This is a genomic window from Azospirillum sp. TSO22-1 (assembly GCF_003116015.1).
Lineage (GTDB): Bacteria > Pseudomonadota > Alphaproteobacteria > Azospirillales > Azospirillaceae > Azospirillum.
Map to the genome: position 1 here is coordinate 13,252 of NZ_LGQZ01000041.1, position 26,677 is coordinate 39,928.

The 26,677-nt window shown below is 69.6% G+C and carries 25 protein-coding genes; 15 read left to right on the forward strand and 10 right to left on the reverse strand.

Annotated elements, in window-relative coordinates; all coding sequences use genetic code 11:
- The first annotated feature begins 122 nt into the window (after positions 1–122).
- Positions 123–398 carry a hypothetical protein gene (locus TSO221_RS12305; protein ID WP_109118788.1) on the forward strand — a complete coding sequence of 92 codons (276 nt, stop codon included), beginning with the start codon at positions 123–125 and terminating at the stop codon, positions 396–398.
- Positions 399–561: 163 nt separating this feature from the next.
- On the opposite strand, the gene TSO221_RS35360 is transcribed toward TSO221_RS12305, so the two are convergent.
- Positions 562–735, reverse strand: a complete 174-nt coding sequence (locus tag TSO221_RS35360) for a hypothetical protein (RefSeq protein ID WP_158284067.1) — start codon at positions 733–735, stop codon at positions 562–564.
- A 265-nt stretch (positions 736–1,000) separates the two neighbouring features.
- On the opposite strand from TSO221_RS35360, the gene TSO221_RS35365 reads away from it, so the two are divergent.
- The 7 genes from TSO221_RS35365 to uraH all read left to right on the forward strand — a co-directional run bounded on the left by TSO221_RS35365 (position 1,001) and on the right by uraH (position 5,578).
- Positions 1,001–1,171, forward strand: coding sequence for a hypothetical protein (locus TSO221_RS35365; protein WP_158284068.1), 171 nt, complete (start codon positions 1,001–1,003; stop codon positions 1,169–1,171).
- 15 nt (positions 1,172–1,186) lie between these two features.
- The gene (locus tag TSO221_RS12310; RefSeq protein WP_109118789.1) at positions 1,187–1,378 is read left to right on the forward strand and encodes a hypothetical protein; all 192 of its coding nucleotides are present in this window, start codon (positions 1,187–1,189) and stop codon (positions 1,376–1,378) included.
- A gap of 21 nt (positions 1,379–1,399) precedes the next feature.
- On the forward strand, positions 1,400–2,137 hold the full coding sequence (locus tag TSO221_RS12315; RefSeq protein WP_109118790.1) for a helix-turn-helix domain-containing protein: 738 nt from the start codon (positions 1,400–1,402) through the stop codon (positions 2,135–2,137).
- Positions 2,134–2,532, forward strand: a complete 399-nt coding sequence (locus TSO221_RS12320; RefSeq protein ID WP_109118791.1) for a hypothetical protein — start codon at positions 2,134–2,136, stop codon at positions 2,530–2,532. Before TSO221_RS12315 ends, TSO221_RS12320 begins: the two co-directional genes overlap by 4 nt.
- A gap of 183 nt (positions 2,533–2,715) precedes the next feature.
- The gene (locus TSO221_RS12325; RefSeq protein WP_109118792.1) at positions 2,716–3,450 is read left to right on the forward strand and encodes a transporter substrate-binding domain-containing protein; all 735 of its coding nucleotides are present in this window, start codon (positions 2,716–2,718) and stop codon (positions 3,448–3,450) included.
- Positions 3,451–3,517: 67 nt separating this feature from the next.
- Complete coding sequence (locus TSO221_RS12330) at positions 3,518–5,068, forward strand: HAMP domain-containing methyl-accepting chemotaxis protein (protein WP_109118793.1); 1,551 nt, start codon at positions 3,518–3,520, stop codon at positions 5,066–5,068.
- Positions 5,069–5,104: 36 nt separating this feature from the next.
- Positions 5,105–5,578 (forward strand): hydroxyisourate hydrolase, encoded by a 474-nt coding sequence (gene uraH / locus TSO221_RS12335; protein ID WP_247878024.1) that lies wholly within the window; start codon positions 5,105–5,107, stop codon positions 5,576–5,578.
- 29 nt (positions 5,579–5,607) lie between these two features.
- Here uraH and TSO221_RS12340 read toward each other — a convergent pair whose 3' ends face one another.
- The 4 genes from TSO221_RS12340 to TSO221_RS12355 all read right to left on the reverse strand — a co-directional run bounded on the left by TSO221_RS12340 (position 5,608) and on the right by TSO221_RS12355 (position 11,668).
- Entirely contained in the window at positions 5,608–7,917 is a 2,310-nt protein-coding gene (locus TSO221_RS12340) for a nucleotidyltransferase family protein (RefSeq protein WP_109118795.1), read from the reverse strand.
- On the reverse strand, positions 7,914–9,185 hold the full coding sequence (locus TSO221_RS12345) for an O-antigen ligase family protein (RefSeq protein ID WP_146208788.1): 1,272 nt from the start codon (positions 9,183–9,185) through the stop codon (positions 7,914–7,916). Before TSO221_RS12345 ends, TSO221_RS12340 begins: the two co-directional genes overlap by 4 nt.
- A complete protein-coding gene (locus TSO221_RS12350; RefSeq protein WP_109118797.1) occupies positions 9,182–10,333 on the reverse strand; it encodes a glycosyltransferase family 4 protein in 1,152 nt (383 codons plus the stop codon). Before TSO221_RS12350 ends, TSO221_RS12345 begins: the two co-directional genes overlap by 4 nt.
- Positions 10,334–10,402: 69 nt before the next feature.
- The gene (locus tag TSO221_RS12355) at positions 10,403–11,668 is read right to left on the reverse strand and encodes an oligosaccharide flippase family protein (protein ID WP_109118798.1); all 1,266 of its coding nucleotides are present in this window, start codon (positions 11,666–11,668) and stop codon (positions 10,403–10,405) included.
- A gap of 283 nt (positions 11,669–11,951) precedes the next feature.
- On the opposite strand from TSO221_RS12355, the gene TSO221_RS12360 reads away from it, so the two are divergent.
- Positions 11,952–13,163, forward strand: coding sequence for a glycosyltransferase family 4 protein (locus TSO221_RS12360; RefSeq protein ID WP_158284069.1), 1,212 nt, complete (start codon positions 11,952–11,954; stop codon positions 13,161–13,163).
- On the opposite strand, the gene TSO221_RS12365 is transcribed toward TSO221_RS12360, so the two are convergent.
- The 5 genes from TSO221_RS12365 to TSO221_RS12385 form a co-directional block, all read right to left on the reverse strand.
- Positions 13,160–14,353, reverse strand: coding sequence for an acyltransferase (locus TSO221_RS12365; RefSeq protein ID WP_109118800.1), 1,194 nt, complete (start codon positions 14,351–14,353; stop codon positions 13,160–13,162). The two genes, TSO221_RS12360 and TSO221_RS12365, sit on opposite strands and share 4 nt — an antisense overlap.
- A 76-nt stretch (positions 14,354–14,429) precedes the next feature.
- Positions 14,430–15,152 carry a hypothetical protein gene (locus tag TSO221_RS12370; RefSeq protein ID WP_146208789.1) on the reverse strand — a complete coding sequence of 241 codons (723 nt, stop codon included), beginning with the start codon at positions 15,150–15,152 and terminating at the stop codon, positions 14,430–14,432.
- Positions 15,142–17,370, reverse strand: coding sequence for a polysaccharide biosynthesis tyrosine autokinase (locus TSO221_RS12375; RefSeq protein WP_109118802.1), 2,229 nt, complete (start codon positions 17,368–17,370; stop codon positions 15,142–15,144). Before TSO221_RS12375 ends, TSO221_RS12370 begins: the two co-directional genes overlap by 11 nt.
- Before the next feature lie 50 nt (positions 17,371–17,420).
- Positions 17,421–18,797, reverse strand: a complete 1,377-nt coding sequence (locus TSO221_RS12380; protein ID WP_109118803.1) for an outer membrane beta-barrel protein — start codon at positions 18,795–18,797, stop codon at positions 17,421–17,423.
- Between the two features lie 140 nt (positions 18,798–18,937).
- Positions 18,938–19,750: a metallophosphoesterase family protein gene (locus TSO221_RS12385; protein WP_199229463.1), complete on the reverse strand. Its 813-nt coding sequence runs from the start codon at positions 19,748–19,750 to the stop codon at positions 18,938–18,940.
- 146 nt (positions 19,751–19,896) lie between these two features.
- Here TSO221_RS12385 and TSO221_RS12390 point away from each other — a divergent pair, with 146 nt between their 5' ends.
- From TSO221_RS12390 to TSO221_RS12415, 6 genes are all read left to right on the forward strand, one after another.
- Complete coding sequence (locus tag TSO221_RS12390; RefSeq protein WP_109118804.1) at positions 19,897–20,496, forward strand: polysaccharide biosynthesis/export family protein; 600 nt, start codon at positions 19,897–19,899, stop codon at positions 20,494–20,496.
- Positions 20,497–20,638: 142 nt separating this feature from the next.
- Entirely contained in the window at positions 20,639–21,760 is a 1,122-nt protein-coding gene (locus TSO221_RS12395) for a hypothetical protein (protein WP_109118805.1), read from the forward strand.
- Between the two features lie 22 nt (positions 21,761–21,782).
- A complete protein-coding gene (locus TSO221_RS12400) occupies positions 21,783–23,165 on the forward strand; it encodes an O-antigen ligase family protein (RefSeq protein ID WP_109118806.1) in 1,383 nt (460 codons plus the stop codon).
- The gene (locus TSO221_RS12405) at positions 23,162–24,637 is read left to right on the forward strand and encodes a sugar transferase (protein WP_109118807.1); all 1,476 of its coding nucleotides are present in this window, start codon (positions 23,162–23,164) and stop codon (positions 24,635–24,637) included. Before TSO221_RS12400 ends, TSO221_RS12405 begins: the two co-directional genes overlap by 4 nt.
- The gene (locus TSO221_RS12410; RefSeq protein WP_199229464.1) at positions 24,634–25,497 is read left to right on the forward strand and encodes a WecB/TagA/CpsF family glycosyltransferase; all 864 of its coding nucleotides are present in this window, start codon (positions 24,634–24,636) and stop codon (positions 25,495–25,497) included. Before TSO221_RS12405 ends, TSO221_RS12410 begins: the two co-directional genes overlap by 4 nt.
- 160 nt (positions 25,498–25,657) lie before the next feature.
- A complete protein-coding gene (locus TSO221_RS12415; protein WP_109118809.1) occupies positions 25,658–26,632 on the forward strand; it encodes an NAD-dependent epimerase/dehydratase family protein in 975 nt (324 codons plus the stop codon).
- Positions 26,633–26,677 lie beyond the last annotated feature (45 nt).

Here is a 26,677-nt window from a genome sequence, read left to right on the forward strand (position 1 = left end):
TTCATGACGAGGCAGCAACAGAAATCGATCCCGTGTGTCGTCATCGAGATCAATGCGTGGTTCTCTTCTCTTTCGAGGTATGGCACTGTTGATACCGGGCGGTGTATCTTCGGGCGGTCAAAATGAAGCGGGTGCTTTTCGGCGCCGCGTTGCTGCTGGGCGGCTGCAGCGCGCACGACGGGGCCTCTCTCAACGAGCGGCTCTACGAGTTCGCCAACGCCGGCATGGTGCGGGTGGGCGACCATGGCGCGCTGAACGCGTCGCAGGTCCATTCCCCGCGCGAGTGCGCCGCGCTGACGCGGCCGGGCGCCCAGATGACGCAGACCAGCTACGAAGCGCTGCGCGCGCTGTGCATCAAGGACGACGCCTTCAGCGCCGAGGTCTCGGCCCTCAACTGAGGTTCAGGGGCATCGGCGGCCTCCTGCCGGCGATGCCGGTCGATGGGGTTCCCACGGCGCAGGTGCGGGCGGCGGCGCGCCGTGCCATCGAGCAGACTCTCCATCGGAAATACTGCCAGTCGCTGTTCTCCCTGTCGGCGGCACGCTGAGGGGGGCGGGCGGATCAGGCCAGGGCGCGGGCCTCATCCAGGTGGCGGCGCGCGAGCGCCAGCGTCTGGCGGTTGCTGTCCAGCCGTTCGCGCAGCGTCCCGCCGGTCGGGTACAGCCGCACATCGCCAAGCGTCCGTTCGGCCTTGTCGAGGAACGCCATGATGGTGAAGGCGGTGTCGGTGGTCATCGGCTGTCCTTCTTCTTCGCGGGCTGCGGGCGTCGGGCGACGTGGGAGGGCGCATCCCCCTAAGCAACCGCCGTGCCGCAGCGCGAAAGACGGCGGATCAACGGGAATCCCCTATCTGAAAAGGGCCATTCTCCCATCCGAGGGAACGTCCGTGTCAAAAGCGGGAGCGAACGGAGGCCGCGCGGCGCGACTCCGGCGGGCGGCGGATGTGGCACGCGCCATGCACTGCTCCCCGCGACACACCGCACCACGACATGAGGTCGCCATGCGCGACGACTATGAATTCCTCCTGGCCCTGAGCAACGAGGCCGACGAGGAGGTCCGCTCCCAGATCCGCCTGATCTGCGAGAAGCCGATGATTGCCGCCCCGGCCAAGCCGCCGCGCCACGGCGCCTTGCCCCGCCGCCCCGAAACCAGCCGGCACGACGCCCGCTAACGCACGAGGCCTCCCATGCAAGGCCGCATCGCCATCAGCGCCTACTGCCACGCCCTGATCCTCGGCTTCGCCGACGGCCGTGCCCGCGACTTCGCCGACAAGGTGTTCCTGGAACTGTTCCCCGACGTCCCCGCCGAGAAGCGCAAGGCCATCCTCGACGCCGAGATCGACGCCGTGGAATCGCGCGGCATGCCCATCGCCCACTGATTCCTTCAACCGGACCCCGCCATGAAGAAGATCCGCACCCGCCGCCAGGCCGAAGCCGCCAAGGCGCTGTCGTCCATCGCCCCCTTCGACCGCCTGTCGCTGCTGCGCTTCTGCGGCGTGACCGAGATGATCGAGGTGCAGAGCCTGCCGCGCGGCACCGTCCTGTTCGCCCGCGGCTCGGTGCCGGACCAGCTGCTCATCCTGCTCGGCGGCACCGTGTCGCTGGAGGCGGCGGTGCGCGAGGGGCAGCCGACGGTGGTCGAGGTGGTGGCGCAGCCCGGCCCGCTCAACGCCATCGCCGCGCTGGCCGGCGGGCCGTGCCCGGTGCAGGCGGTCGCCACCCGCCCGGTGCGGGTCGCCACGCTGCCGGTGGCGGTGGTCCGCTCGCTGACCATGCTGGAGCCGGCCTTCGCCGAGGCGCTGTTCGGCATGATCGCCCAGCAGTACCGCGCCGTGGTCGAGCAGATCGGCGACCTGAAGGCGATGTCGGCGGCCGAGCGGCTGGGCTCCTACCTGCTCCAGCAGGCCTCCGCGGCGGAGCCGGCCGACGGCGGCGGCGTGCGCATGCGCCTGCCCATCGCCAAGAACCAGATCGCGCAGAAGATCGGCATGGTGCCGGAGAGCCTGTCGCGCGCCTTCGTCGGCCTGCGCCGGCTGGGCGTCACCACCGCCGGGCGCGACGTCGCCATCGCCGACGTGGCGCGGCTGCGCGCCTTCTGCGCCAACCGCAACGCCGAACCGGCGCGGGCCGCGTCGTGACCGTCCGGCGCGGCATGCTGCTGGCGGTGCTCCTGCTGACGCCGGCCGTCGCCGCGGCGGACCCGGCGGACGAGATCCGCGCGCTCGATCCGGCCATGGCCGCTGGGCTGGAGCGCGTCGCCACCGCCTGCGCCGAGCCCGACGCCGTCGCCGACTGCCAGACGGCGATCCGCGCCTGGTTCGCCACGCACGACGCGCGCAAGACCGGCTGGCAGCTCGACCGCCTGATCGAGGAGCTGCGCTTCGACATCGAGGTCGCCGCCGTGCTCGGCCGCATGCGGCACGCCGAGGCCGCCGACGCGCTGCAGAGCTTCCGCACCCGGCACGAGGCGCTGCAGGCCGCCCGCCGCGCCGCCGCGAAGCCCCCGCCCGCGGACAATTCCTCGAACCGGTAATGGTCGCCGCGCCATTCCCGCAAGTGGGAGTGGCGGAACGGCGACGGCAGCGACAATGGCGGTGGTGCACGGCTTTCGGGGCGGCATGCCCATTGCTTTACCACCCGTGACACGCCCGAGCCCCGCCTGACCCGCGCTCCCGCCGTGCCGCAACCGTGTCACAGCGCACAAGGAACCCATTCCATGATCCGTCCCGTCCTCGCCGGCCTCCTCCTGGTCTCCACCGCCTCGGGCGCCTACGCCGCCGACGTGCCGGTCATGACCTATCATGAATTCCCGCCCTTCGTGACCGAGCAGGGCAAGGGCCTGACCTACGCGCTGGCCGACTACATGACGAAGAAGTCGGGCGGCAAGTACACCTTCGTGGTCGAGGCGATGCCGCGCAAGCGCCTGGACACCGCGCTGGCCGAAGGCAAGCCGGTGGTGGTGCCGTGGGCGACGCCGGCGTTCTTCGGCGACCAGGAGCAGACCAGGTACAAGTGGTCGGCCACCCTCATCCAGGACGCCAACGCCGTGGTGTCGCCGAAGGCGGCCCCGGTCGAGTACGCCGGCCCGGACAGCCTGTCCGGCAAGACCCTGGGCGGCGTCGCCGGCCACCGCTACGGCCCGGTCGATGCGCTGGTGGACGGCGGCACGATCAAGCGCGACGACGCCAACTCCGAGCTGACCAACCTGAAGAAGGCGGCGCAGGCGCGCATCGACGTGACCATCCTGGCCGACACCGCCGCGCGCTACCTGATCAAGAGCGAGAACCTCGCCGACAAGCTGCACGTCTCGGCGACGCCGCACAGCAAGTACGAGCGCCGCCTGTTCGTCGCCGGCCCGGACGCCGAGCTGGCCGGCTTCATCGCCAGGACGGTCGAGGGCATGGCCGGCGACGCCGACTGGAAGGCGATCAGCGAGCCGTACCTGAAGTAAGCCGACGACCCCGGGGAAGGGGGCGCACACCCTTCCCCTGTTCCACGCCCCGACAGGAAGCCCCGCCATGTCCGCCGCCAGCCGCCGCAAGAGCCTGAAGGTCACGTTCCTCGCCTGGACCGCCGCGCTGCTCGTCCTCGTCTTCGCCGGGTTCAGCGCGTGGCAGCTGCGCAACGAGGCGGCCGCCCAGCGCGCGCTGGTCGAGGCGCGCGGGGCGCTCATCGCCTCCCTGCAGGCCGAGGCGGTGGTGGCGCCGCTGTGGAACATGGAGGACGACACCGTCACCAAGATCCTGGCGAGCTTCGCCCGCGATCCGGACTACCAGGGCTCGCGCGTGCTCGACGCCGCCGGCAAGCCGACGCACACGCACGGCGCCGCCCCCAGCGCGGACGCCATGCTGTTCACCCAGGACGTCGCCCGCGGCGGCAAGAAGATCGGCGTGCTGGAGCTGCGCCTGTCGCGCGCCTCGCTGGAGGCGGCGCAGAGCGCGGCGACGATCCGCACCGTGCTGACGCTGAGCGCGGTGGCGGCGGTGATCCTGGCCGGCTTCTTCGTGATGCTGCGCCACATCCTGCGCCCGCTCGACCGCATCCGCGAGGCGATGTACGCGCTGTCGCACGGCGACCTCACGGCCGACGTCCCCGGCCTGGACCGCGGCGACGAGATCGGCTCGATGGCCGACGCGGTGCAGACCTTCAGGAAGAACGGGCTGGACATGCAGCGCATCGAGGCCGAGCGCGCCGCCGAGAAGCAGGCCGCCGAGGCCGAGAAGCGCCGCGCGCTGGCACAGATGGTCAGCACCTTCGAGGCGTCGGTGCAGACCGTGGTGCAGTCGGTGGCCTCCGCCGCCACCGACCTCCAGGGCTCGGCCGAGACCATGAGCCGCGTCGCCCAGGAGACCCGCCGCCAGTCCAGCGTCGTCAGCACGGCGTCCGAGCAGACCTCGGCCAACGTGCAGACCGTCGCCGCCGCCACCGAGGAGCTGTCCGCCTCCATCGGCGAGATCAGCAAGCAGGTCGGCCACGCCGCCCACGTCGCCAGCCAGGCGGTGGAGGAGGCCAACCACGCCAACACCATCGTCCAGGGCCTCGCCACCGCCGCCGCGCGCATCGGCGAGGTGGTCAACCTGATCAACGACATCGCCAGCCAGACCAACCTGCTCGCCCTCAACGCCACCATCGAGGCGGCGCGGGCCGGCGAGATGGGCAAGGGCTTCGCGGTGGTGGCGAGCGAGGTGAAGGCCCTGGCCACCCAGACCTCGCGCGCCACCGACGACATCCGCAGCCAGATCACCGGCGTGCAGCAGGCCACCAACGAGGCGGTGCAGGCCATCCAGGCCATCACCGGCACCATCGGCGACATCAGCCAAGTGTCCGCCGCCATCGCCTCGGCGGTCGAGCAGCAGGGCGCCTCCACCAGCGAGATCGCCCGCAACGTCGAGCAGGCAGCCGTCGGCACCCAGAACGTGTCGGACAACATCGCCAACGTCAGCGAAGCGGCCGGCGAGGCCGGCACGGTGGCCGACACGGTGCTGACCGCCGCCGTCGCCCTGTCGCAGCAGGCCGGCGCGCTGCGCCGCGAGGTGGATCAGTTCATCAGCAACGTCCGGGCGGCGTGATCCGCCCCTCATCCACCCCTCCCGAGGAGAACGAGCATGTCGATGTCGAGACGAGACGTCATGGCCGCCGGTGCCGTGCTGGCCGCCGCCGTCGTTCCCACCGCAGCCGCCGCGCAGGGCGCCCCGCCCACCCCGACGGCGAGCGCCAACACCAAGCCGAAGCTGAGCACGCACGTGCTCGACACCTATCATGGCCGCCCGGGCGCCGGCGTGACGATCGACTTCTCGCGCGTCGGGAAGGACGGCTCGAAGACCCTGATCAAGACCGTCACCACCAACGCCGACGGCCGCACCGACCAACTGCTGTTCACCGCCGAGGAGATGGTGGTGGGCACCTACGAGCTGGCCTTCCACGTCGCCAACTACTACCGCGCCCAGGGACTGACGCTGCCCGAGCCGGCGTTCCTCGACGTCGTGCCGGTGCGCTTCGGCATCTTCGACGCCAAGCAGGGCTATCACGTGCCGCTGCTGTGCACGCCGTGGACATACACCACGTACCGGGGGAGCTGAGGCGCACGGCCCCCGCTCCGGCACCGCGCTCACTCCGGCGGCGTGCGCCGGTGCGCCGACCGCCAGCGTCGGGCGTTGCGCACCAGCCATCCGACGGGGCGCAGCAGCGGATACAGCCACAACAGCCGGTCGGGCAGCGGGAAGAGGTCCCAGTCGACGGGGTTGACGAGATCCGCCCGCAGTTCGCTCCAGCCGTGCTGCCAGCCCCCCTTCATGGAATACAGGTAATGGCGGCGCCACACCTCGCGGCGCAGCCAGGGCGCGGTGCCCTTCGTGGACGAGTCCAGCCACCGCTTCCCCGCGAAGAAGCGCACGGCGAAGCGCTTGGCCTCCCGTGCCTCCCGGGCGTCGGCCGGCAGGCCGTCGGGAAGCGGCAGGCCCAGCCAGTCGTGCCCCAGCGCCAGCGCCAGGCGCATGGCCGGTCCCAGGCCGGCCGCCTCGGCGTCCGCCAGGGCCGCCGCGGCGCCGTTTCCGTCCTTCAGCAGCACCGCCAGGTCGGCCAGCCAGCACAGACGCTCCCAGCAATGGTGGGCGCCGTGGACGCACAGGTAGAGCGGCAGGACACGCCGGGGAAGGGTGGTGATGGCCGCACCGCCCAGGCCCACCTCCACGCGGTCACGCCATAAGGTCTCGAAATCCGCGGCCATGCGGTTCGGGTTGCTGGTCAGCCGCTGGTGCAGTTCGACCAGCGCACCGCTTTCGCGGTGGCGGTAGGTCAGGTCGCGGATGAACCGCTGGCCCGCGGTGCGGCGGGCGGAGGAGATCGGTGGCCCTTCCCGCTGGTAGCCGGCGGCGGCCAGGACGCCGTCCGCATCCCAGAACCGGGCAGGATCGACCAGCAGGTCGATGTCGCCCGCTCCACGTTGCGCGAGGTTCCCGTAGAGCTGCAGCGAGAGGACCACGCCCTTCAGCACCATGACCCGGATGCCGGCGGCTTCGAAGAGACCGGCGAGTCGGATCACCTCGGCGGCCTGGGCGAGGCAGCGCGCGCCGTTCAGGTCGGCGAGGCGCCGCAGGCGCGAGAGCACCTCGGACGGCACCGCCGCCTTGTCCGCGCGGCGGAGCCCGGCGAGCACGAGGGCCACGGCGCGATGCCGCCCGGCCCCTTCGATCACCGCCGCCCAGTCCGGCGCCCAGCCGGACATGGCATCGGCGAACGGCGCGCCGCCGTTCCCCAGCGCCGAGCGCGCCGCCCGGCACAGCAGCCGGAATTCCGGCGCCAGCGTCCCCAGGGTTCCCAGCACCTCGTCGAACAGCGCCTCGACCGGAGGCACGGTGTGGCGCGGCGCGTAGCGTTCGGCTGCCGCCGGGGCGTTCCGTGCGAGCGCCGCGTGCCAGGCGTCCTCGGTCAGCAGACGGCCCATGGCCGAAGCCAGGGCATCGACGTCATCGACCGGAACGAGTGGCCCGTACGCTCCGTCGGCGAGGATCTCGTCGGGCCCGGCGACGCGCGTGGAAACGACCGGCGTCCCCAGCGCGAGGGCCTCGGCGACCACCAGCGCGAAGCCCTCCAGGCGGGAGGCCAGCACGAGTCCGCGCGCCCGCGCCATCACCGGGTAGGGGTTCTTCAGGTAGCCGAGAAACCGCACGCTGTCCGCCACCCCGAGGCGGTCCGCGAGCGCGCGCAAGTCGTTCGCGAGACTGCCGTCCCCTGCGATGGCCAGCGTGTGGTCGATGCCCGCGGCGCGCAGCTTGGCGTGTGCGGCGATCAGGACATCATAGCCCTTTTGCCATTCCAGCAGGGCGACGGAGAGCAGAACGGGCTTGGCAAACAGGTCGGCTGCCGTCTCCGGCAGGGCATCCGCCGCCCGGGCGCGCACCGCGTCGGTATCGACGGCGTTCGGGATGCACGCGACGTTGGACAGGCCGAACGCCGCTTCGAGGTCGCGGGAGACCGTCCGTCCGACGCCGACCACCCGCGTGAGCCGAGGGTACACGGCCCGGAATACCGGGCGGTGCGCCCACTCGGGACGGAGGCGATGGCGGAAGATCTCGGACTGGTGGATGTGCATCCAACCGATGACCGGCCGTCCGACGATCCAGCCCGCAAGCGCCGTCAGGTAGGTCGGCGTCAACTCCGCATAGGCGACGATCAGGTCGTGCCGGCGCGCCAGGCGGATGATCGCGGGCAGGGCGGCGAAACGGCTGGCGAAGCTCGAGTCACCGTCGAGAATGTGGAATTCGACGTCGTCCGGAAACTCCTCCCTCAAGATGGTGCGGCTGCCGAGCGCGAGGATCGTTGCCGAGAAGCGGGTCCGGTCCATGTGCCGAAGCACCGTCGCGAGAAGGCGCATGGAGCCGAAGAGATGCGGCACCACGAAGAGCACGCACCGTTTCATGCGTTGTCCTTTTTCACGGACCGGGCCTCGATGACGGCGGCGCCGTAGGCCATGCCCATGCCGAGATAATACGGGACGGTGACGAAGGGGGTCTCAAGGGCGTTTCCGAACATGGCCAGCGTCCAGACGGAGGCGAACTGCCCCAGAAGGAACGAGCGGTACGGGGAGCGGGGAAGCCGGTAGAAGGCCCCAAGCAGAGCTCCGGAGAAGCTGAGATAGATCGCCAACCCGATGAGCCCGGTGTATCCAAGAAGGTACAGGATGAAATTGTGCGGAGAGCGCAGGTTCTCCGCTCCGATGATCAGGCTTGGGAGTTCAAGTCCGTAGCCGTGCCCGAGGAACCAGAGTTCGGCGGAGTCGAGGCTGTCGATGATGAATTCCCAGATCGTGTAGCGCCAATTGATGGTGCCGAAGCGCGAATACACCGTTGAGGCTTCGACGCCCTCGTCGCTTTCGATCAACAGATCGTGCGCCATTTCGGGATCGAAGGTCGACAGCACTTGGGCCACGACCCACATCGGCGAAAGCGATCCGCCGCGGCCCTCCGCCGCAGGAATCAGGCTGCCGACGGAGTACACGACGGCGACGACCACCAGAACGCTGATGACCACCTTGACGACCATGCGCCGGTCGGGGCGGAGGGCGAAGACCACGCCGCACCCGAGCAGCATCGACAGCCACAGCGCGCGTCCAGGATTGGTCAGGGACGCCACGAGGTCGACAATGATCGCGACGACGCCGGCGACGCCTGTGTAGGGCGCAAACGCGGTGAGCCCGACCAGGGGATAGGACAGCATCGCCGGCACGTCGAAGGCCGGAACCTCGGGCGCCCACGGCAGGAACAGCTCGATTCTGGACGTGTAGAGCGCATAGATGATGCAGTTGATGCCCGCGAGCAGACCGCTGATCACGAAGAACAGTGCCGCCCGGCGTCGATGGAAATGATGGCTGACAGCCCGGCCGACGAAGAAGTACAGCACGTAGTAGTGGGCGCTGAATTCCTTGAGCGCGATCTCGGGGTCGTAGCCGGCCTCCAGCCCGCGGGCGACCGAGACGACGCCCCACGCGATGACAAGGGCCGAGAGCAGCGCGACCGGCCGCAGGGCGAGCAGATCTCCGATCATGGCGCCAAGCCATCGCCGGGGCAGGAAAAGCGCGGCCAGAAGCAGATAGAGTTCGGCGGGGTAGAATGGCGTCACCCCGAGATAGGCGAAGGGACGACCAAAGATCAGGTAGCCTGACGACAGGCACAGGGCGAGCAGCATCATGCCGAGGCCCCCCACTGCCGGTACAGGCTGCGCCAACGTTCGGCGAACGGCTCCTCGCCGCAGCCCGTGACCGTGCGTGCCGCAGCCTCCCCCATGGACCTGCGCTCGGCCGGCGACAAGGCGAGAAAACGGCCGAGCGCCCGCGCGAGGCCGTCCGTGGTCGGTTCGAGCAGCAGGCCGTTCTCGCCGTCGCGCAGGACTTCTTCCAGGCCGTACACCGCGGTAACGATCAGCGGCAGCTTGGCGGCGGCCGCCTGGAGGCCGGCCAGGGGATAAACTTCGTAGAAGGAGGGCAGGACGAAGGCGTCGGCGCTCCACAGGCAGGGGCGCACGTCCTTCTGCATGCCGGCGAAGCGCACGGCGTGGGCGAGTCCGGCCGCTGCGACCCGTCGCGTCCAGTCCCGCACCGTCGCGTCCGTTCCGCCCACCACGAGCAGCCGGAGGCGCCGGTCGGCCAGACGCGCCATCGCATCGATCAGCGGCGGCAAACCCTTGCGTTCGAAATGGCCGAGCGCGACGAAGCAGAGCACCACGTCGTCCTCCGTGTACCCGTGCCCGCTACGCGCCCGTTGGCGGTCGAAGTCCGCCGGCGGGGTGAAGTGCCCGGTGTCCACGGGGTTCGCGAGGATCCGGAGCTTGGAGTCCACCCACGGGTACTGCCGGGAGAGTTCCGCCGCCAGACCGCGCGACGGCACGACCACCAGTTTGGCCCGGCGGAAGGCGGATGGCTCGGCCACCGCGTGCAGCCAGTGGTCCAGCCATCGCGCCATGCGCCGCAGGCCGCTGGGGCGCGCCGCTTTCCAGTGCGCGTTCAGGTAGGCGCGGTGGCAGAAATGCGCGTACGCGATTCCCGGAAAGCCGAAATTGCTTTCCACGGACTGGATGCAGTCGAAGCGAGGAGTTCCCCGCAGCCGGGCGACCAGGAGCGCGAGCGGGGCGAGGAGGTGGAAGGCGACGAAGAGCAGCGCCAGGGGGCGGGGCGGGGCCGGAACCCGGACGAATCGGATGCGGTCCGGACGCGGGTTGTCGAACGCCACCGCGAAGACGACGAACTCGTGCTCGTCGCACAGGCGGCGCAACAGCGTCAGATGGCAGCGCCCGACCGGGTTGGTCTCGGTCACCAGATAATCAAAAATGGCGATGCGCATATCGACCGTTCCACGACGCCCGGGATTCCGCTGGCGGAGCCATGATCACCGCATTTGGCGAAGCCATGATCACCGCATTGAGAACGGGTCGAGGCGCCGTGCCCGGAGCAGCAGCGCCATGACCGCGAGGCAGAACGCCTCGGCAAGGATGACCGTCGTCGCCATGCCGATGTCGCCGAACGACGGCGTGAGCACGGACGCCAGCGCCATGTACGCGGCACCGGAGGAGAACGCGACGACGACGAACGCGCGATCGAGCCCGAGCGGCACCATCCATTGGAATCCGATGGCCTGCGTCACCGCCGACAGGACGGGCAGCAGCGCCAGGATCTCCAGGTCGGCGACCGAGGGGCGGAACCCGGGACCGAGCAGCAGATCGACGGCGACCGGCGCCAGCAGCCAGAGGGTGAGGCTGATCATCAGGCCGACGGCGGCGAACAGCGTGATGGTGAGCCGTCCGGTGGCCGCAGCCGCCGACCGCGACCGCCGGGCAAGATGGCTCATGTGCGGGAACACGGCTCCGCCGAGCGGCCCTGTCAGCCGGACGGCGGCGCGGGCGATCCGTTCCGCGCCGGCGAAGTAGCCGACCACCTGTGGCGGCGCCATCAATCCGAGAAGGAACGGCGCGCCGACGGTGTACAGCCCTTCCGATACGCGGAACAGGAACATGGCGAACCCTTCACGCATGGTGCGCGCGACGGCCGCCGCCGAGGGAACGGCCGGCGGCGTCGTGCGGCGGGCGAGGCCCAGGCCGATCGCGGCCGCGGCCAGCGCCGCGGCACCGTGCAGGGCGAGGTAGAGCCAGCCGTCCTCCGGCTGCCTGACCACGAGCATGGTCGCGGCGGCGGCGGCGGCCTTGCAGGTCACCTCGGCAGCAACGACCGTCCAGAGCCGTTCGATGCCCTGGAAGAACCACACCATGCTGAGCGACTGTCCCAGCCCCCACAGGAACCCCGACCAGAAAACGGCGTGATGCGCGTGGAACGCCGGGATCAGAAGGAACGCCAGCCCGGCCGCGGTGGCCGCCACGGCCAGGAGGATGAGTTTGGCCGTCAGGACGCACCCGAGGATGTCCGACAGCGACGCCGGATCGTCGCGGTGCCGGGCGATGTTCCGCGCGGCGGACAAGTCGAACCCGAACTCGACGATCCGGGTGACGTAAAAGCCGAAGGATTGCGAGAAGGCGACCAGCCCCAGGCTTTCCGCTCCCAACACCCGGGCGAGGTAGGGGATCATCAGCAGCGGCAGCAGAACGTTCACCGCATGGGCCACGGAAAACGAGGAGACGCTGCCGATGAACGACAGGCCGAACGAGGCGCGCAGCCAGCTCAGCATACGGAAAAATGTCCGATGTTCCGCGGGACGCGACGCGCGGCTGCGATGAACTCGGCCGGCGTACCGCCACAATGACCAGTTTCGTTCCGCATCGCGTCTGGAAGGAAAGAAAGACCACGCTTGTGCTTGGCCCGGGTTCGGCAACTCTAAGGGGGAGGGCTGCGAGGGCTCAACATATTTCTGCGGGTGGAGGATGGGCCTCCATTATGATTGTGCTAACGCTTTTGAGGTAGATCCGCAAGGCGCCGGCCGAGCGGCAGCCCGGCGGCGATGGGAGAGGGCGATGCGCATCCTGCTGGTCCATGAGCGCTACCGTTTGCGCGGCGGTGAGGACGTGGCGGTCGAGACCGAGGAGGGGCTTCTCGCCGCGCACGGCGTCGACGTGGCCACGCTGGTCGAGGACAACGCGCGTATCGGCGGCGGTTCGCTTGGGCTGGCGCTGCGCGCCATTTGGTCGCGCGCCGGCTATGAGGCGGTGTCCAAGGCGATCGCCGCGCAGCGCCCCGACATCGTCCACGTCCACAACACGTTTCCGCTGCTCTCTCCGGCCGTCTACCACGCCGCGCGGGCGCACGGGGTGCCGGTCGTGCAGACGCTGCACAATTTCCGCCTGCTGTGCGCCAACGGATTCATGCTGCGTGACGGCCGGGCGTGCGCCGACTGCGTCGAGCGCACCATCAAATGGCCGGCGGTCGCGCACGCCTGCTATCGGGGCAGCCGCAGGGCGAGCGCGGCGGTGGCCGCGATGACCGGCATCCATCACGTGGCCGGAACGTGGCGGCACGCGGTCGATCTGTTCCTGGCGCTCAATCCCCACGCGCGCGAGGTGTTCGTCCGCGGTGGCCTGCCCGCGGACCGCATCGTCGTCTGTCCGCCCGCGGTGCGCGATCCCGGCCCGGGGCCCGCCCGCAACGGGGAGCGGCGGGGGGCGTTGTTCGTCGGCCGGCTCAGCCCGGAGAAGGGCCTCGAAACACTGATCGAGGCTTGGCGGGGCCTCGACGCACCGCTCGACATCATCGGCGATGGGCCGCTCAGGGAAGGGTTGGCAGGCGCCGCCCCGGACACCGTGCGCTTTCTCGGCGCGATGCCTGCGGACGCCGTGTCGGCGGCGATGACGCGGGCGTCGCTCCTGGTGTTTCCGTCGCTCTGGAACGAGACCTTCGGGCTCGTGGTCGCCGAGGCGATGGCGCATGGCCTGCCGGTTCTGGCCTCCGCCGACGGCGCCGCGGTCCACATGTTGGATGACGGCATCTCCGGCGCCTTCGCACGACCGGGCGACATCGCCGACTGGCGACGGCAGGCAGCGGCGTTGCTGGAACGGCCCGAAGCGCTTCGTCGCATGGGGCAAGCTGCGCGAACGACGTTCATGGCCCGCTTCTCCGACCGGCCGGCCTATGAACGGCGCATGGACGTGTACGGCCGTGTTCTGAACGCTCCTGTGCGCCCTGCACCGTACGCCCCGGGCAACGCACCCGTGCGGGAGCGGGCCGACTAAATCCGGCGGTCCGCCGGGAGGGCGGGGGGCGGGACCGGCCCAGCCGGCGCCATGTCGTGGGGGCGGTTGCCGCGCCGGATCCGGGTGGCGATGCGACGCCCCAGCGCCATGCTGGGGACCTCGACCCAGCGATGCATCCCCTCGGCGGCCAGCAGCGACAGCGCTATGACCGCGGCGACCAGTAGCGCCGGCGTTGCCGTGCCGTGAAGAAAGTGCCCCGCGCCGAGCAGGATCGGCATGTGGACGAGGTACAGGCTGTAGGAAACACGACCGAGCCATAAGGGCAGCGGGCGTTGCAGAACCCGGTCGGCGGGTGGCGAGCCGGCGCAGAGCGCCACCGCAAGGCCCGCCCCCGCGATGCCGGCGGCATCTTCCCGCACCAGCAACAGGACGATCGCAGCCGTCCAAGCCGCGGGCGCCGTTCCGTTCGTCGCCCGCGCGAAGAAGGCCCGGATCCGCTCCCGGCCGTGTGCCAGCACGGCGCCCAGGGCGAAACACCCCAGGAAATGGACGGTCGAGAACAGATCGCGGCCAACGTCGGAGGCGGTCCCGGGGCGCAGCGGGCGCCCGAGGACGACGTGGGACACGATCAGTTCGGCCAGATAGAAGGCCAGCGCTGCGCTGGCCACGGCTCGCGGGCGTCGGCGCGCCAGCACGGCCAGGAACGGGAAAAGAAGGGAAATGCGCAGTTCGTAGACGAGGCTCCACATCGGCGTATTGAAACTGGTGTGGTCGGGCCGGCCCGTCATGAGGGCATGCCCGAGGAGCACCGCAGGGGTCGGAGCGGAATACCAGCCCGCCTGATGCTGGAACCATGCGCTCAAGTTGCCGGCGGGGTGTGGTCCGATCGCCAGATAGAGACCAACGGACAGTGCCACCGAAAGCAGAAGCGGTATCCAGATCCGGCACACCCGCTTCGATACGAACGAGAGGTATGTCCCGTTCTGCTTTTCGACGGAAATGCACAGGACGTAGCCGCTGAGGACGAAGAACACGATGACGGCTGCCCGTCCGTTCTCCAGCACCAACCCCAGGGCCTGCCGTATGCTCCACGGAACATCGAACGGGTTTCCGGCGCCCGCATCAAACCCAATCACCGCCAGCCAGCAGTGGTGCGCCAGGATGAAGGCGGCCGCAATCCCCCTCAAGGAATCCAGGGCTGCGATTCGCGTCTCCGGCCTGCTTCCCACGGCTTGCTCCGTTGTCGTAAGTCGTCTCCCGCCGCCTGCGAGATTGCGCGGGCCGCTGCGCGACCGTTCCGGAACGCTACTTCTGCCCTCCGTGCCGCCGGACGTACTGCGCCATTTCCGCTTCGCTCAGTCCGTCCATGGCGTCGCGCACCAGGGGGGCGAGACCGGGCCGCGCGCTCAGCTTGGCGACGAAGTCCGGATCGAGCGTCCAGGTCAGGCGGATCTGCCGCTGCAGCAGCCCGACGGTTTCCGGATCCATGACCGGCAGAAGTCTCAGGCCCAGTTCGATGCGCGACGCCATCAGCGCTGGAACGAACGAACCGGAGAGCATGGACATGCGCAGCGCGGCCACCGCGGCCGCCGTATCGCCCTTGTGCAGGTGGAGATAGGCGAGGTTCGCCCAGGCGTTCGGCTGTCCCGGAGCGACGGCGAGCGCCGCGCCGAAGGCTGCCGCGGAGGCCGCGAAACGCTCTTCCCGTTCGGCGTCGGTCGGTGCCGCTTGTCCGGCGCGCAGGAGCAGCAGGCCCGCGTCGCCTTCCAGTTCGCCGTCACGCCCCCAGCGCTGCAGGACCCCCAGGTCCGCAATGGCGTCAAGGCGCGCCTTTTCGGGCACCGCCGCCCCGGTGTAGGTCGCCCAGATCACCCCCCGGGCATCGAGCGTGCGCACGGCGGTGACCAGGCTCGGGACGCCGAGCCCGAGCAGGACGCAGCCCATCACCCCTGCGATCACCGCGGCGCCGACGCTGGATGTCTGCCGGGCTTCGCGGTGGGCGGGAGCCTGCGCCGTCTCACTCACCATAGTACTCACGGTAGCGCCCGTAATACTGGCCGTAGTCGCCGTAACCATAGCGGGCGTGCTTGCGCTGGTTCACCTGCGACAGGACGCTTCCGTACAGGTTCACGCCGGCGGCACGCAGAAGCTTCACGCCGTTGCGGACGGCGTCGCGCGCGGTGGAATTCCAGCGGACGAGGTAGATGACACGGTCGGCGAAGCGGGCCAGGAGGCGGGCGTCGGCAACGGCCAGCACCGGCGGCGAGTCGATGACGATCCGCGTGTACCGCTCCGACAGCGCGTTGATCAACGCTTCGATCTGCGGCGCCTGGATGATCTCGGCGACGTTCGCGTAACGGCCGGCCGGCAGGAAGTCGAGGCTGCCGCCGACCCCTCTCTGCACGACGTCGTCGAAGGTCGCCTCGTTCGCCAGGACCTGTGTCAGGCCACGCTCGCCGTCGAGCCCGAGCGCGGTGTGCAGGCGCGGCCGGTGGACGTCGCCGTCGATCAGCAGCACGCGGTCGTCGCTCTTCGAGAACAGCAGAGCCAAGCAAAGCGAGACGAAGGTCTTGCCCTCCTTGGGCACCGACGACGTGACCAGGATGATGCGGTTCTCCTGACCATCCTCGCTCAGGTGGAGCGCGGTGCGCAGGCTGCGCACGCTGTCGGCCAGCGCCGACCTCGGGCGTTGCAGGACCTCGTCGACCGGACGCTCGACGCCGCCGCGCTGCAGCGGGATCATGGCGAGCGTTGGCATGCCGGTGATCTCCTCGGCCTCGTCGGCCGAACGGATGGCGTTGTCGAGGCGGTCGATCAGGAACACGAGGGCGACGCCGCCGAGCGCCGATAGCAGGAGCAGCACCGCCAGCGCCGACCGTGTGGGCGGGAACGAGGCCCCCACCGGAATGCTGGCGGGCGACACGATGCGGGCGTTGGCGCGCTGCATGCGCTCCTGCTCCGCCTCCCGCTTGAAGCGGCTGAGGAACGCCTCGTAGAGGCCCTTCGTCGCATCGGCCTGGCGTTCCAGTTCGCGCAGCCGGACCTCGGCCTCGCCGGCCACGTTGGTCTGCCGGCGCAGCGTGTCGAGTTCCTTCTCCAGCGAGCGCACGCCGGCCGCCGCCACCTCGACGTCGTTGGCGATGGAGGCGCTGATCTTCTCGATCTCCGCCGCGATCTTGCTGCGGAGATCGTCGAGGTCGGCCCGGAAGCCGACCATCCGCGGATGCCTCTCGCCGTAGGTCTTCAGCGCTTCCGACATCTCGCGCGATTTGGCGGCTTCCTGCTCGCGCAGGCGTTGGATCAGCGGCGACTGCAGCACGTCGGACGCGGTATCGACGCTGCCGCGGGTGCGGAGCAGCGAGCGCACCTGGCCGAGCCGGGCCTGCCTCTGCGCCAGGTCCGAGCGCGCGATGACGAGGCGGGAGTTCAGTTCCGAGAGCTGCTGGTCTCCGACGGTCGCCTGGCGTTCGTTCTTGCGGCGCAGTCCATTGACGGCGCGGAACTCCTCCACCGCGGATTCGGCCGCCACCACCTCGCGCTGCAGCGACTCCAGCCGTTCGCCCAGCCATCCGGTGACGCGCCTGGCCTCGTCGAAGCTGGCTTCCAGGCGGTCGAGGACATACAGCTCGCTCACCGTGTTGACGATGAGCGCCGCCTTTTCGCGGTCTTCCGAGGTGAACTGCACGGATATGATGAAGGAGCGGCGCTGAGGACGCACCGTCAGGCGCGATGAGAACGCTCCGACGACGCGGGCCAGTTCGATGTCGTCACGGGCTCCGGGGCTGAGCGCCTGCGGCTCGTCCTGTCGCGCGGTCCAGGATGCGGGGATCCAGGACAGCGGGTTGAGCGACCGCAGGAACACGTCCAGCGGCTTGGGCGCGCGCAGCTTGGCGTTGAATTCCGGATCGCGCTCCAGCTGGAGCTTGGCGACCGCGCGGCGCGCCAGCATGGTCGAGGCGATGAGATCGGCCTCCGTCTGCACCACCGTTTCGCTGAGCCGCTGGCGCCCGACCATCACCGCGCGATCCGACAGCACGTCGTTGGTTTCCGGCGCCTCGATCATGATCTTGGCTTCGGCCGTGTAACGCGGCGTCAGTTGCTGGAAGAACAGGACCGAGGGCACCATCACCAGCGCCATGCAGGCAAGCACGAAGTACTTGCCCCGCCAAACCGTTCTCCAGGCCCAGCGGACCTGCTGGCGGACGTCGATTGTCGGCGCGATGGAGGGCAGGTCGATTTCAGTCATGGTCTCAGTCGAGGCGCGTCTTCAACGCGCGATCCGGAACGGGGGAGACATCATAGCTGCAGTCCTGCGCGCAGCGTAACGATGCTTTGCTTGAAACTCGCCCCGACCGCCTGTGATCTTTTCTGGCGGTGTCCGATTTCGCTGCCCACGAAGAATTCCGGAGTGAAGGCGTAGGTGATGCGGCCCCGGGCCTCGTACGTCCAGGCGTTCTGGTCGTCGACGCCCTGGAATTCGTCATAGAAGACGGCGGTGTAGCCGCTCAGCACGATGTTGCGCTCGAGTTCGTGGCGCACGGTGAGGCTGAGGGCGTTGCGCACCATGGACGAGGAGCGGCTGATGGTGGTCTCGTTCACCGAGCGCTCAAGCGACGGCACGACGATCGTGAGAGTCGTCGGCGTCCAGTTGAACGTGGCACGGAGCGAAAGGCCCTTGGGGTCGTGGAAGCGGGGATCCCGGTAATCCTGCGCCAGATAGCCGACCAGGAAGTCACCGCGGATCAGCTTGCTGAGGTCGAGCCCGATGCCGCTCTCGACCCGGTAACCGTGGCTGCTCCGGTCATAGCCGTTGCGATCGAGGGAACTGTCGTAGAGACGGCGGTTCGCCGTCAGTTCGGTGACGGCGGCGTATCCCGGGAACATCTCGTACGAGCCGCGGCCGCGGACCAGCATTTCCCAACGGTCGCGGTCGTCGTTGCGGACGGTGCTGCCCAGGGCCGTCATGACGTTGCCGTAGGTCCGGCGGTCGAGACCGCCCTCGCCGACCACGGTGAACCGGCCGAACTGGTGCTTGATGCTGCCGCGGTTGACGAAGCCTTGCGTCGGCGTCGGCTCCAGGCCGCGCGCGTCGTCGGGGCTGCCGCGCTCCTCGTGCCGCGAGAAGACCTGGCCGAAATAGTTGGCCTGCGTTTCGCTGGTGAAGTCGTAGCGGCCATCGACGTCCAACTGCAGGTCGAGCCGGTTGTCCTTGGTGAACCGCCGGTGCACGTACTGTTCCGCGAGTGCCGAGAGGTTGATTGCGTGCTCCTTGAAGCGGGAGCGCAGCTTCACTTCGGGGCGTATCGTGGTGACGAAGTCCGAACGGCCGCCCGATTCGACGGCGTGCAGGTTGCTGTTGTACGTTTCGTCGAATTCGATCTTGGGCAGCAGCAGGAACTCGCCGAGTTCGATGCCCTTCGGTTGGAACGCCTCGTGCACCCGCTCCTCGTCCCCGGAGGGGCCCGAGCGTTCCTCCGGATTCATTTCGCCGGTGACCTTGGCGCCGGCCCGTGCACGGCGGGGATCCTGTTCGGGGGCGGTGGTCTGGGCCATCGCCGGCACCGTAAGCGCGGCGCTGATCACCAAGGCTCCGGCCCATGCGGCCACTCCGGAGTTCAGGATGGCCTCAAGTGCACGGCGGCGCGGCCGGGAGGTGGCGGCAGGGTTCGGCATCGGGTCCCAGAAGTTGCATGGCGAGGCGCTACCTTCTTATAGCGAACATCCTGTCTTTTGAACAGATTCAGATGCGTGAAGCAAATTGATGCATACTGTCGCGATTTGTCTCTAAACAGTATGCACGCATGCGATGTATATCAGGGGGCGGTCGCGAGGATCCGGCGCTCGACACCGTGCAGGGCCACCGCGGTCAGCACGCCGGTGGCGTACGCCCCGGTGTCGATGCCGATGCGGTTGTCGAGGATCTCCGGCCGTTCGACGACGGTGTGGCCGTGGACGATGACTTTCTCGTGCCGCCGCGGCGACGACAGGAAGGGTTCGCGGATCCACAGGAGATCGTCAGGATGCTGCCGTTCCAGCGCCACACCGGGCCGGATGCCGGCGTGCACGAAGGCGTAGTCGCCGAACGCGACCATGAGCTCCAGCGTCTCCAGGAACCTCCTGTGTTCATCCGGCAGCCGCTCGTCCAGCGCGTCGCGCAACGCCCGGCAACGCGCCGGTTCGGTCGTGCCGGCGGAGGCGCGCACGCCATAGCTGCCCAGCGTCTCGACGCCGCCGAAGCTCAACCATTGGGAATTGGCCGCAGGCTCTTTCAGGAAGTCCAGCATCGCCGCCTCGTGATTGCCCAGCAGGAAGCGGCAGGCGATGCCGGACCCGTCGGCGGAGCGCTTCGCGAGCGCGCACAGGGAGTCGAGGACGCCGCGGCTGTCCGGCCCGCGGTCGACATAGTCGCCGAGGAAGACGATCCGCGTGTTCAGCCCGTCCGCCCGCATGCGCGCGGCATCCGCTTCCACGCGCGCCAGCAGCGCCTCCAGCTCCTTGCGCTGGCCGTGAACGTCGCCGACCGCGTAGACGCAAAGACCTTCCGTCGGCTTCGGGGGTGCCGTCGAGGAGGCGCTCCGGTTGGTTGCGGACGCAAAGAAATCACGAAGAAGGGATCTGATCATCATGGACCACCATCGCCGGACGGTGTAACCCGTTGTGGGATGTCGGGAAAGTCGTTTATCCACCCTCCGTGTGCATTCTGGCCTTCCGGATGCGTTCTGGTGACGGCAAGGCCGGCAACCGTATCCGTTTCCTTGGGAGCGTCCGTTCCATGAGCCGTGAATTCCCGGGGCGCGCGGCCCGCGCCCTCCTTTGCGTCGCGATGCTCGCTGCCGCGCTGTTGGCGGGCTGCTCCTCGCAGCAGAGCTTTCCGACCGAAGAGGCGCCGATGAAGATCGGCAACCCCGCCGATGCCTACGTGCTGGAACCCGGCAACAGGGTGCGCCTCATCGTCTTCGGCGAGAACAACCTGTCGGGCGACTTCGTCGTCGATCCGGTCGGCAACGTTTCGCTGCCGCTGGTCGGCAACGTGGTGGCGAGCGGCGTGACCGCGAAGACGCTGGCCAAGCGCATCGAGGATCTGCTGCGCAAGGACGCCTACCTCCAGGACCCCAAGGTCGCCGTCGAGGTGCAGACGTTCCGCCCGTTCTATGTGCTCGGCGAGGTGCGCCAGCCCGGCGAGTTCCCCTACACCACCGGCATGACGGTGCTGAGCGCCATCGCCAAGGCCGGCGGCTACGACTACCGCGCCCGTGAGGGCGAGGTGGTGCTGGTCCGCGTGATCGAGGGCGAGCAGAAGGAGTACCGCGCGGTGGAGCGGGCGCCGATCCTGCCCGGCGACATCGTCAGGGTCCTGCAGCGGCGCTTCTGAGGCGCCGCCCCTGTCGCGTGATTAAATGAAAGCATAATCAACTCTGATTTGCACAATCCTAGACCAAGCGGTACCGAGTGTAGTATTTATTGCGTCAGGTCGCCCGTCGGGCGTCGGGACGGTCCTCAAGGAGGGTGACGGCATGAAGATTCACGGCATCTTGGCTGCGACGCTGGTGGTTGCCGGCATCGGGCTGTCTCCGGTGGCCGACGCCCAGTCCCTCCAAGGACAGAATCGCGGCCAAGGTCAGGGCCAAGGCCAAGGCCAGGGGCAGGGCCAAGGCCAGGGGCCAGCCAGCAACGCGGGGGAGGTCCGGCTTCCTCCAGCCCTGCAGGCAGCGGTGCTCACGGGCAACCCGCAGGCGATCCAGCAGGCCATCAACACGCTGGGCGGCGGCAACCCGCAACAGGCGGGGGCGCTGGCCAGCCAGGTGGTGCGTGCGGCCGAGCAGATGCTGAACACCAACCCGCAAGCGGCCGTCCAGATCGCCGCGGCGGCGGTGGAGACGGTGCGCGCCACCACCGTCGTGCAGTCGGCGCCGCAGCAGACGGAGTCGGTGGTGACGGCCGCCGCGCGAATCTTCGTGTCTCCGGCCGCGCAACGCGTCGCGCCGGAGAGCGTCGGGGCGCTGGCGAACGCGGCGGTCCAGGTGGCGGCCAGCACCGGAAACCCCACGTTGACCGCGAACGTCGCGAATCAGGCGGTCAGCGCCGCGGAGAAGATTCTCGCCACGGCGCCGGCGGCGGCGGTGCAGGTCGCCGCCACCGCGGTGCAGTCGGTGAAGGACCTCCCGGTGATGCAGAACGCCCCGCAGACGACCATGCAGGTCGTCACCACGGCGGCGCGCATCATTGTGCAGCCGGAAGCGCAGCGCATTGCGCCCCAACTGGTGGCCAGCATCGCCACCGCCAGCGTGCAGGTGATCGCCAACCCGGTCGTCTACCAGACCGCGCCGAACGCAGCGGTTCTGGTGATGACGAACGCCTATGTCGCGTCGACCAGCGCCCCGGTCGCCACGGTCGTGCCGAACGTGGTGACTGTGGTGCGGAGCGAACTGACGCAGATATCGCAGACGGGCCTCATCAACCAGGCCAATCCGACGAACCCGGTGGTCATCAACGACATCCTGGCCGGCAAAAATCCGGACACGGGCCAACCCTTCAATAACGGCGGGACGACGCCCCCGACGCAGACGAACACCCCCAACCCTCCCAACAACGCGCCGGTCATCGAGGTCAAGCCCATCGCCGCCAGCCAGACCTGAGGCGGCGATCACGGAGAGTGGCGTGCCCACCAGAACCAACGCGGTGATCTTCCGTCTGCTGCTGGCCGTGGTGCTTCTGGCCCCGCTGCCGCTCGGCGGCTATCGCCCGTGGGCGTGGAGTCTGCTTGCGCTGCTGGTGGGGCTCCTGGCGATCGGCTGGAGCCAGGGGGTGCTGCGCGGCCGCGCGCGGGCGCCGGTTCCGTTCGGCCGGCTGTGGCCGGTGGCGCTTCCCTTCGCCGTGGTGCTCGGCTGGGCCTTCGTGCAGACGCTGGACGTCGTGCCGCGCGCGTGGTGGCATCCGCTGTGGGGAGAGGCCGCGGCGGCGCTGGAGGCGCCGGTGGCCGGCGGGATCACCGTCGATCCGGCGATGACGCGCGCCGCCCTCCTGCGCCTGCTCACCTATGGGGGGGTGTTCTGGCTGGCCGTGCAGCTCGGCCGCGACCGGTCGCGGGCCCGTGAGGCGATCGTCGCGACGGCGCTCGCGGGCGTCGTCTACGCCGCGTACGGCCTCGCCGTCCACTTCGCCGGGTGGGAGCGCATCCTGTGGCTCGAGAAATGGGCCTACCTCGGCGATCTCACGGCCACCTTCGTGAACCGCAACGCCTACGGTGCCTACGCCGGCCTGGGCGTGCTCTGCTGCACCGTGCTTTTCATGCACGCCCTGCGGCCGCCGCGCCCCGGCGCGGCGCGGCGCGCCTACGAGGTGACGGAGACCGTGCTGCTGCGGGCCGCGCCGTTCCTGGTCGGTGCGATGGTGATCGGATCGGCGTTGCTGCTGTCGCATTCCCGAGGGGCTTTCCTGGCCACCGGCCTTGCGCTTCTCGTCCTCCTGGCGGCGGCGGTGGCGGGGCGGCTGGCCCGGCCGCGCACGGCGCTGCTCCTCGGCGTCGTGATGGCGGCGGTCGGCCTGTGGGTGGTCGGCACCAGCGGCGGGCAGACCATCGGCCGGCTCGCCGATACGGTCGCGCTCGGCACCGACCGCGACCGCGAGGAACTCTATCGGCTGACGGCCGCGGCGATTGCCGACGCGCCGTGGACCGGACACGGTTTCGGGGCCTTCCTGCCGGCGTTCCGGATGTACCGCGACCCCACGCTCTTCGCCCCGACGGTCTGGGACTTCGCGCACAACGTCTATCTTGAGCTGGCCATGGACTTGGGGCTCCCGGCGGCGGCGCTGTTCTGCCTGTCGCTGGCGATCGTGCTGGCGGTCTGCGCGCGCGGCCTGGTGAGCCGCCGGCGCGACCAGATGTACCCGGCGCTGGCCATCGCGGGCGCCGCGCTGATCGGGCTGCACGGCATGGTCGACTTCAGCGCCCAGATGCCCGCCGTCGCGCTCACGCTGGCGCTTCTGTTGGGGGTTGGCTTCGCGCAATCCTGGCGAACCGCCGAGGGGGGGGCGCCGTGACCCGCCTTCTGCCGAAGACGCCGGTTTTCGACCCCCTCGCCGCCGGCCAGGGGAGGGCCGACGCCTCCGTGCGCGAGCGCAGCCCGGCTGCGCCGGACGGGATGGCCACCCGGGTACCGCGTCGCGGCGTCGCGGCGGCGGTGCTGGTGCTGGGCGATCTCGTGCTGCTCGAAGCGACCGTCCTGCTGGGGATCCTGGTGCGCCTGCACGCCGCCCACTGGTTCGCCATCGACGTCCGTCCGGGAAACTTCGCCGGCGTTGCCGTGGCCGTGGTCTTCCTGCCCTTGGCGTACGCCTTGGCGGGCCTCTATCCCGGCTACGGGCAGACCGGCGTGGAGCGTCTGCGCAAGCGCGTCACCGTCACGGCGCTGTGCTTCGGCGCGATGATCCTGTTCGACCGGCTGGCGCTGGACGGGCTGTGGTCGCGTGGAATCCTGCTGATGGCTGGAGCCGTCGCGGTCGTGGCCATTCCCTTGTGGGACGCGGTCGCGCAGCACCTGCTGATCCGTTGGGGCGGCTGGGGCGAGGGGGTCGTCGTCTTCGGGCCGGAGGACCGGCGCCGCGCGCTGGCCGACACACTGACCCGGCATCGCGAGTTGGGCTGGATTCCGGTGGCCTGGGCCGAGCGGCCGTCGTCGGGAGAGCCGCCGGTGCCGGGTGTCGGCCTTGCCCTCGTGGCGCTTTCGGGGCCGGGCATCGTCCCGCCGTCCTCGGCCGACGACCTGCCGTACCGGCGCGTCGTGATCGTGCCCGACATCGGCCCCGAAATGGGTGACGTGCAGAGCCTGTGGATCTCCGTGCGCGATCTGGGCGCCGAACTGGGCCTGGAGATGCGGCGCAATCTGCTCGACCCGGTCAACCAGGCGGTCAAGCGGGCGCTCGACGTCGTGTTCGCCGCGGGGGCGCTGGTCCTGGCCGCACCGGTGATCGCCGTCTGTGCCGCCGTGGTCGCCGTCGTGTCGCCGGGTCCGTTCTTCTACGTCCAGATCCGAACCGGTCTGCACGGGCGGCCTTTCCGCATGTGGAAACTGCGCACGATGGTGCCGGACGCCGCTCGCCGGCTCGACCGGGTCATCGCGCAGTCGGACGAGGTGCGGGCCGAGTGGGAACGTTCCATGAAGCTCCGCAACGATCCGCGTGTCGTGCCGGTCGTCGGCGGCTTCATGCGCCGCTTCAGCATCGATGAACTGCCACAGCTGTGGAACGTGCTGTGCGGCGAGATGAGCCTGGTGGGGCCGCGGCCGCTGCCGAACTATCACCTGGTGCGTCTGGAGCCGTGCGCCCAACGGATGCGGCGGCGCGTTCGCCCGGGGATCACCGGCCTGTGGCAGGTGTCGGGCCGCAGCACGACGTCGTTGAGCGAGCAGCAGCGCCTGGACACCTATTACGTGCGCAACTGGTCGCTCTGGCTGGACATCCACATTCTCTGCCGCACGCTCCTGGTCGTGGTTACCGGCCGGGGGGCGTGGTGACGAAGACGATGGCGCCTCTGCTCGCCGAACGGCCCGGCGTCCGCCCGGCGGAGGCGGTGTCCCCCGCGCTTGCCGCCGTTCCGGCTCCGCGCGTCGACATCCTGGGCGTTCGCGTGTGGGCGCAGCGCCTGGACCAGGCCGTGGCCACCCTCGGCGGGTGGATTGCCGAACGCCGTCAGGGCTATGTCTGCGTCACCGGCGTGCACGGCGTCATCGAAAGCCACCGCGACCCCGCGCTCAAGGCGATTCACAATGCCGCAGGCATGGTCACGACGGACGGCATGCCGCTGGTGTGGCTCTGCCGCCGTGCCGGCCACCACCGTGCCGAGCGCGTCTATGGTCCGGACCTGATGCTGGCGATGTGCGCCGCTTCGGAGGAGCGCGGCTGGCGGCATTTCCTCTACGGCGCGACCGACGACGTGCTGGAGAAGCTGCGCGGCAACTTGACCCGGCGCTTCCCCGGCCTGTGCATCGCCGGCGCATACGCTCCCCCGTTCCGGGCGCTGAGCGAGGAGGAGGACCGTGCCGTGGCCGAGCGCATCGACGCGGCCCAGCCCGACATCGTGTGGGTCGGCCTCAGCACGCCGAAGCAGGAGCGTTGGATGGCGGCCCATCTGGGCCGCATCGAGGCGCCGGTCATGATCGGCGTCGGTGCCGCCTTCGACTTCCATGCCGGCACCAAGCGTCAGGCCCCGGTCTGGATGCGGCGCAACGGCTTGGAATGGCTGTTCCGCATGGCCTCGGAACCGAGACGGCTGGCACGGCGCTATTGCGTGTCGAACAGCGTGTTCCTTTGGCTGCTGGGAAAGCAGGCCTTGGGGTTGGGCGGCGCGAGGCGGAGCGACCGGCGCGCCGGCTGACGTTCGCGCGTCCCGGCTGTGTCGTGTGCCAGCATGGCGTCTGTTCGCCGGGCAAGGCGGCAGCAGTCGTTGAAAAGCTCGGCCGCTGTTGCCTGCATAGGTGGGGTTGCCCTACAGTCCTGTCGAGGTTTCGGACGGTGCATCGGGTGGAAGTGGTCCAGTGAAGAAAGCTTTGGTCCTGGGTGCGGGTGGCTTCATTGGCGGCCATCTGGTCGAGCGCCTGAAGCGCGAGGGCTTCTGGGTGCGCGGGGTGGATCTTGCGCGGCCTTCCTACGAGGCCAGTGCCGCCGATGATTTCGTTGTCGCGGACCTCCGCGATCCGGGCGTGTGCGGCAGCGTGGTCGATGCGCCGTTCGACGAGGTCTACCAACTCGCCGCCGACATGGGCGGTGCCGGCTACATCTTCACCGGGCGCAACGACGCCGACATCCTGCACAACTCGGCGGTCGTCAATCTGAACGTTGTCGAGGCCTGCCACAGGCGCGGGGTCGGGCGGCTCTTCTACTCGTCCTCGGCCTGCGTCTACCCACAGGAAAATCAGACCGACACGGCCAACCCGCTTTGCCGCGAGGACACGGCGTACCCGGCCAATCCCGACAGCGATTACGGCTGGGAGAAGCTGTTCAGCGAGCGGCTTTACCTGGCGTACGCGCGCAATCACGGGGTGCCCGTCCGCATCGCCCGCTATCACAACATCTTCGGCCCGCTTGGCGCCTGGGACAACGGCCGCGAGAAGGCGCCGGCCGCCATCTGCCGCAAGGTCGCCCAGGCGGAGGACGGCGGCGAGATTGAGATCTGGGGCGACGGCCAGCAGACGCGGACCTTCCTGTACATCGACGAGTGCCTGGAGGGAACGCTGAGGTTGGCCCGCTCCGACGTCACCGGCCCGGTCAACATCGGTTCCGAGGAGATGGTCAGCATCAACGACCTGGTCGATCTGGTCGCCGGCATCGCGGGCAAGCGCCTGCGCAAGCGCCACGTTCCCGGGCCGCAGGGGGTGCGCGGACGCCGCTCCGACAACACGCTGATACGCCGGGAACTCGGATGGGCGCCGGAGCGGCCCCTGCGCCACGGGCTTGAGCGTACCTACCGCTGGATCGCCGAGCAGGTCGCGGCCGGCCGCAAGGATGCCTGATCCCATGCGGCCGCCGCCGGGCTCGCCGCGGCCGTCGGATCGGCC

Bases quoted from the DNA above. Each gene is read 5' to 3' on its own strand.
- TSO221_RS12305 (WP_109118788.1), top strand. From the start codon at position 123: ATGAAGCGGGTGCTTTTCGGCGCCGCGTTGCTGCTGGGCGGCTGCAGC.
- TSO221_RS35360 (WP_158284067.1), bottom strand. From the start codon at position 735: ATGACCACCGACACCGCCTTCACCATCATGGCGTTCCTCGACAAGGCC.
- TSO221_RS35365 (WP_158284068.1), top strand. From the start codon at position 1,001: ATGCGCGACGACTATGAATTCCTCCTGGCCCTGAGCAACGAGGCCGAC.
- TSO221_RS12310 (WP_109118789.1), top strand. From the start codon at position 1,187: ATGCAAGGCCGCATCGCCATCAGCGCCTACTGCCACGCCCTGATCCTC.
- TSO221_RS12315 (WP_109118790.1), top strand. From the start codon at position 1,400: ATGAAGAAGATCCGCACCCGCCGCCAGGCCGAAGCCGCCAAGGCGCTG.
- TSO221_RS12325 (WP_109118792.1), top strand. From the start codon at position 2,716: ATGATCCGTCCCGTCCTCGCCGGCCTCCTCCTGGTCTCCACCGCCTCG.
- TSO221_RS12330 (WP_109118793.1), top strand. From the start codon at position 3,518: ATGTCCGCCGCCAGCCGCCGCAAGAGCCTGAAGGTCACGTTCCTCGCC.
- uraH (WP_247878024.1), top strand. From the start codon at position 5,105: ATGTCGATGTCGAGACGAGACGTCATGGCCGCCGGTGCCGTGCTGGCC.
- TSO221_RS12340 (WP_109118795.1), bottom strand. From the start codon at position 7,917: ATGAAACGGTGCGTGCTCTTCGTGGTGCCGCATCTCTTCGGCTCCATG.
- TSO221_RS12345 (WP_146208788.1), bottom strand. From the start codon at position 9,185: ATGATGCTGCTCGCCCTGTGCCTGTCGTCAGGCTACCTGATCTTTGGT.
- TSO221_RS12350 (WP_109118797.1), bottom strand. From the start codon at position 10,333: ATGCGCATCGCCATTTTTGATTATCTGGTGACCGAGACCAACCCGGTC.
- TSO221_RS12355 (WP_109118798.1), bottom strand. From the start codon at position 11,668: ATGCTGAGCTGGCTGCGCGCCTCGTTCGGCCTGTCGTTCATCGGCAGC.
- TSO221_RS12360 (WP_158284069.1), top strand. From the start codon at position 11,952: ATGCGCATCCTGCTGGTCCATGAGCGCTACCGTTTGCGCGGCGGTGAG.
- TSO221_RS12370 (WP_146208789.1), bottom strand. From the start codon at position 15,152: ATGGTGAGTGAGACGGCGCAGGCTCCCGCCCACCGCGAAGCCCGGCAG.
- TSO221_RS12375 (WP_109118802.1), bottom strand. From the start codon at position 17,370: ATGACTGAAATCGACCTGCCCTCCATCGCGCCGACAATCGACGTCCGC.
- TSO221_RS12380 (WP_109118803.1), bottom strand. From the start codon at position 18,797: ATGCCGAACCCTGCCGCCACCTCCCGGCCGCGCCGCCGTGCACTTGAG.
- TSO221_RS12385 (WP_199229463.1), bottom strand. From the start codon at position 19,750: ATGATGATCAGATCCCTTCTTCGTGATTTCTTTGCGTCCGCAACCAAC.
- TSO221_RS12390 (WP_109118804.1), top strand. From the start codon at position 19,897: ATGAGCCGTGAATTCCCGGGGCGCGCGGCCCGCGCCCTCCTTTGCGTC.
- TSO221_RS12395 (WP_109118805.1), top strand. From the start codon at position 20,639: ATGAAGATTCACGGCATCTTGGCTGCGACGCTGGTGGTTGCCGGCATC.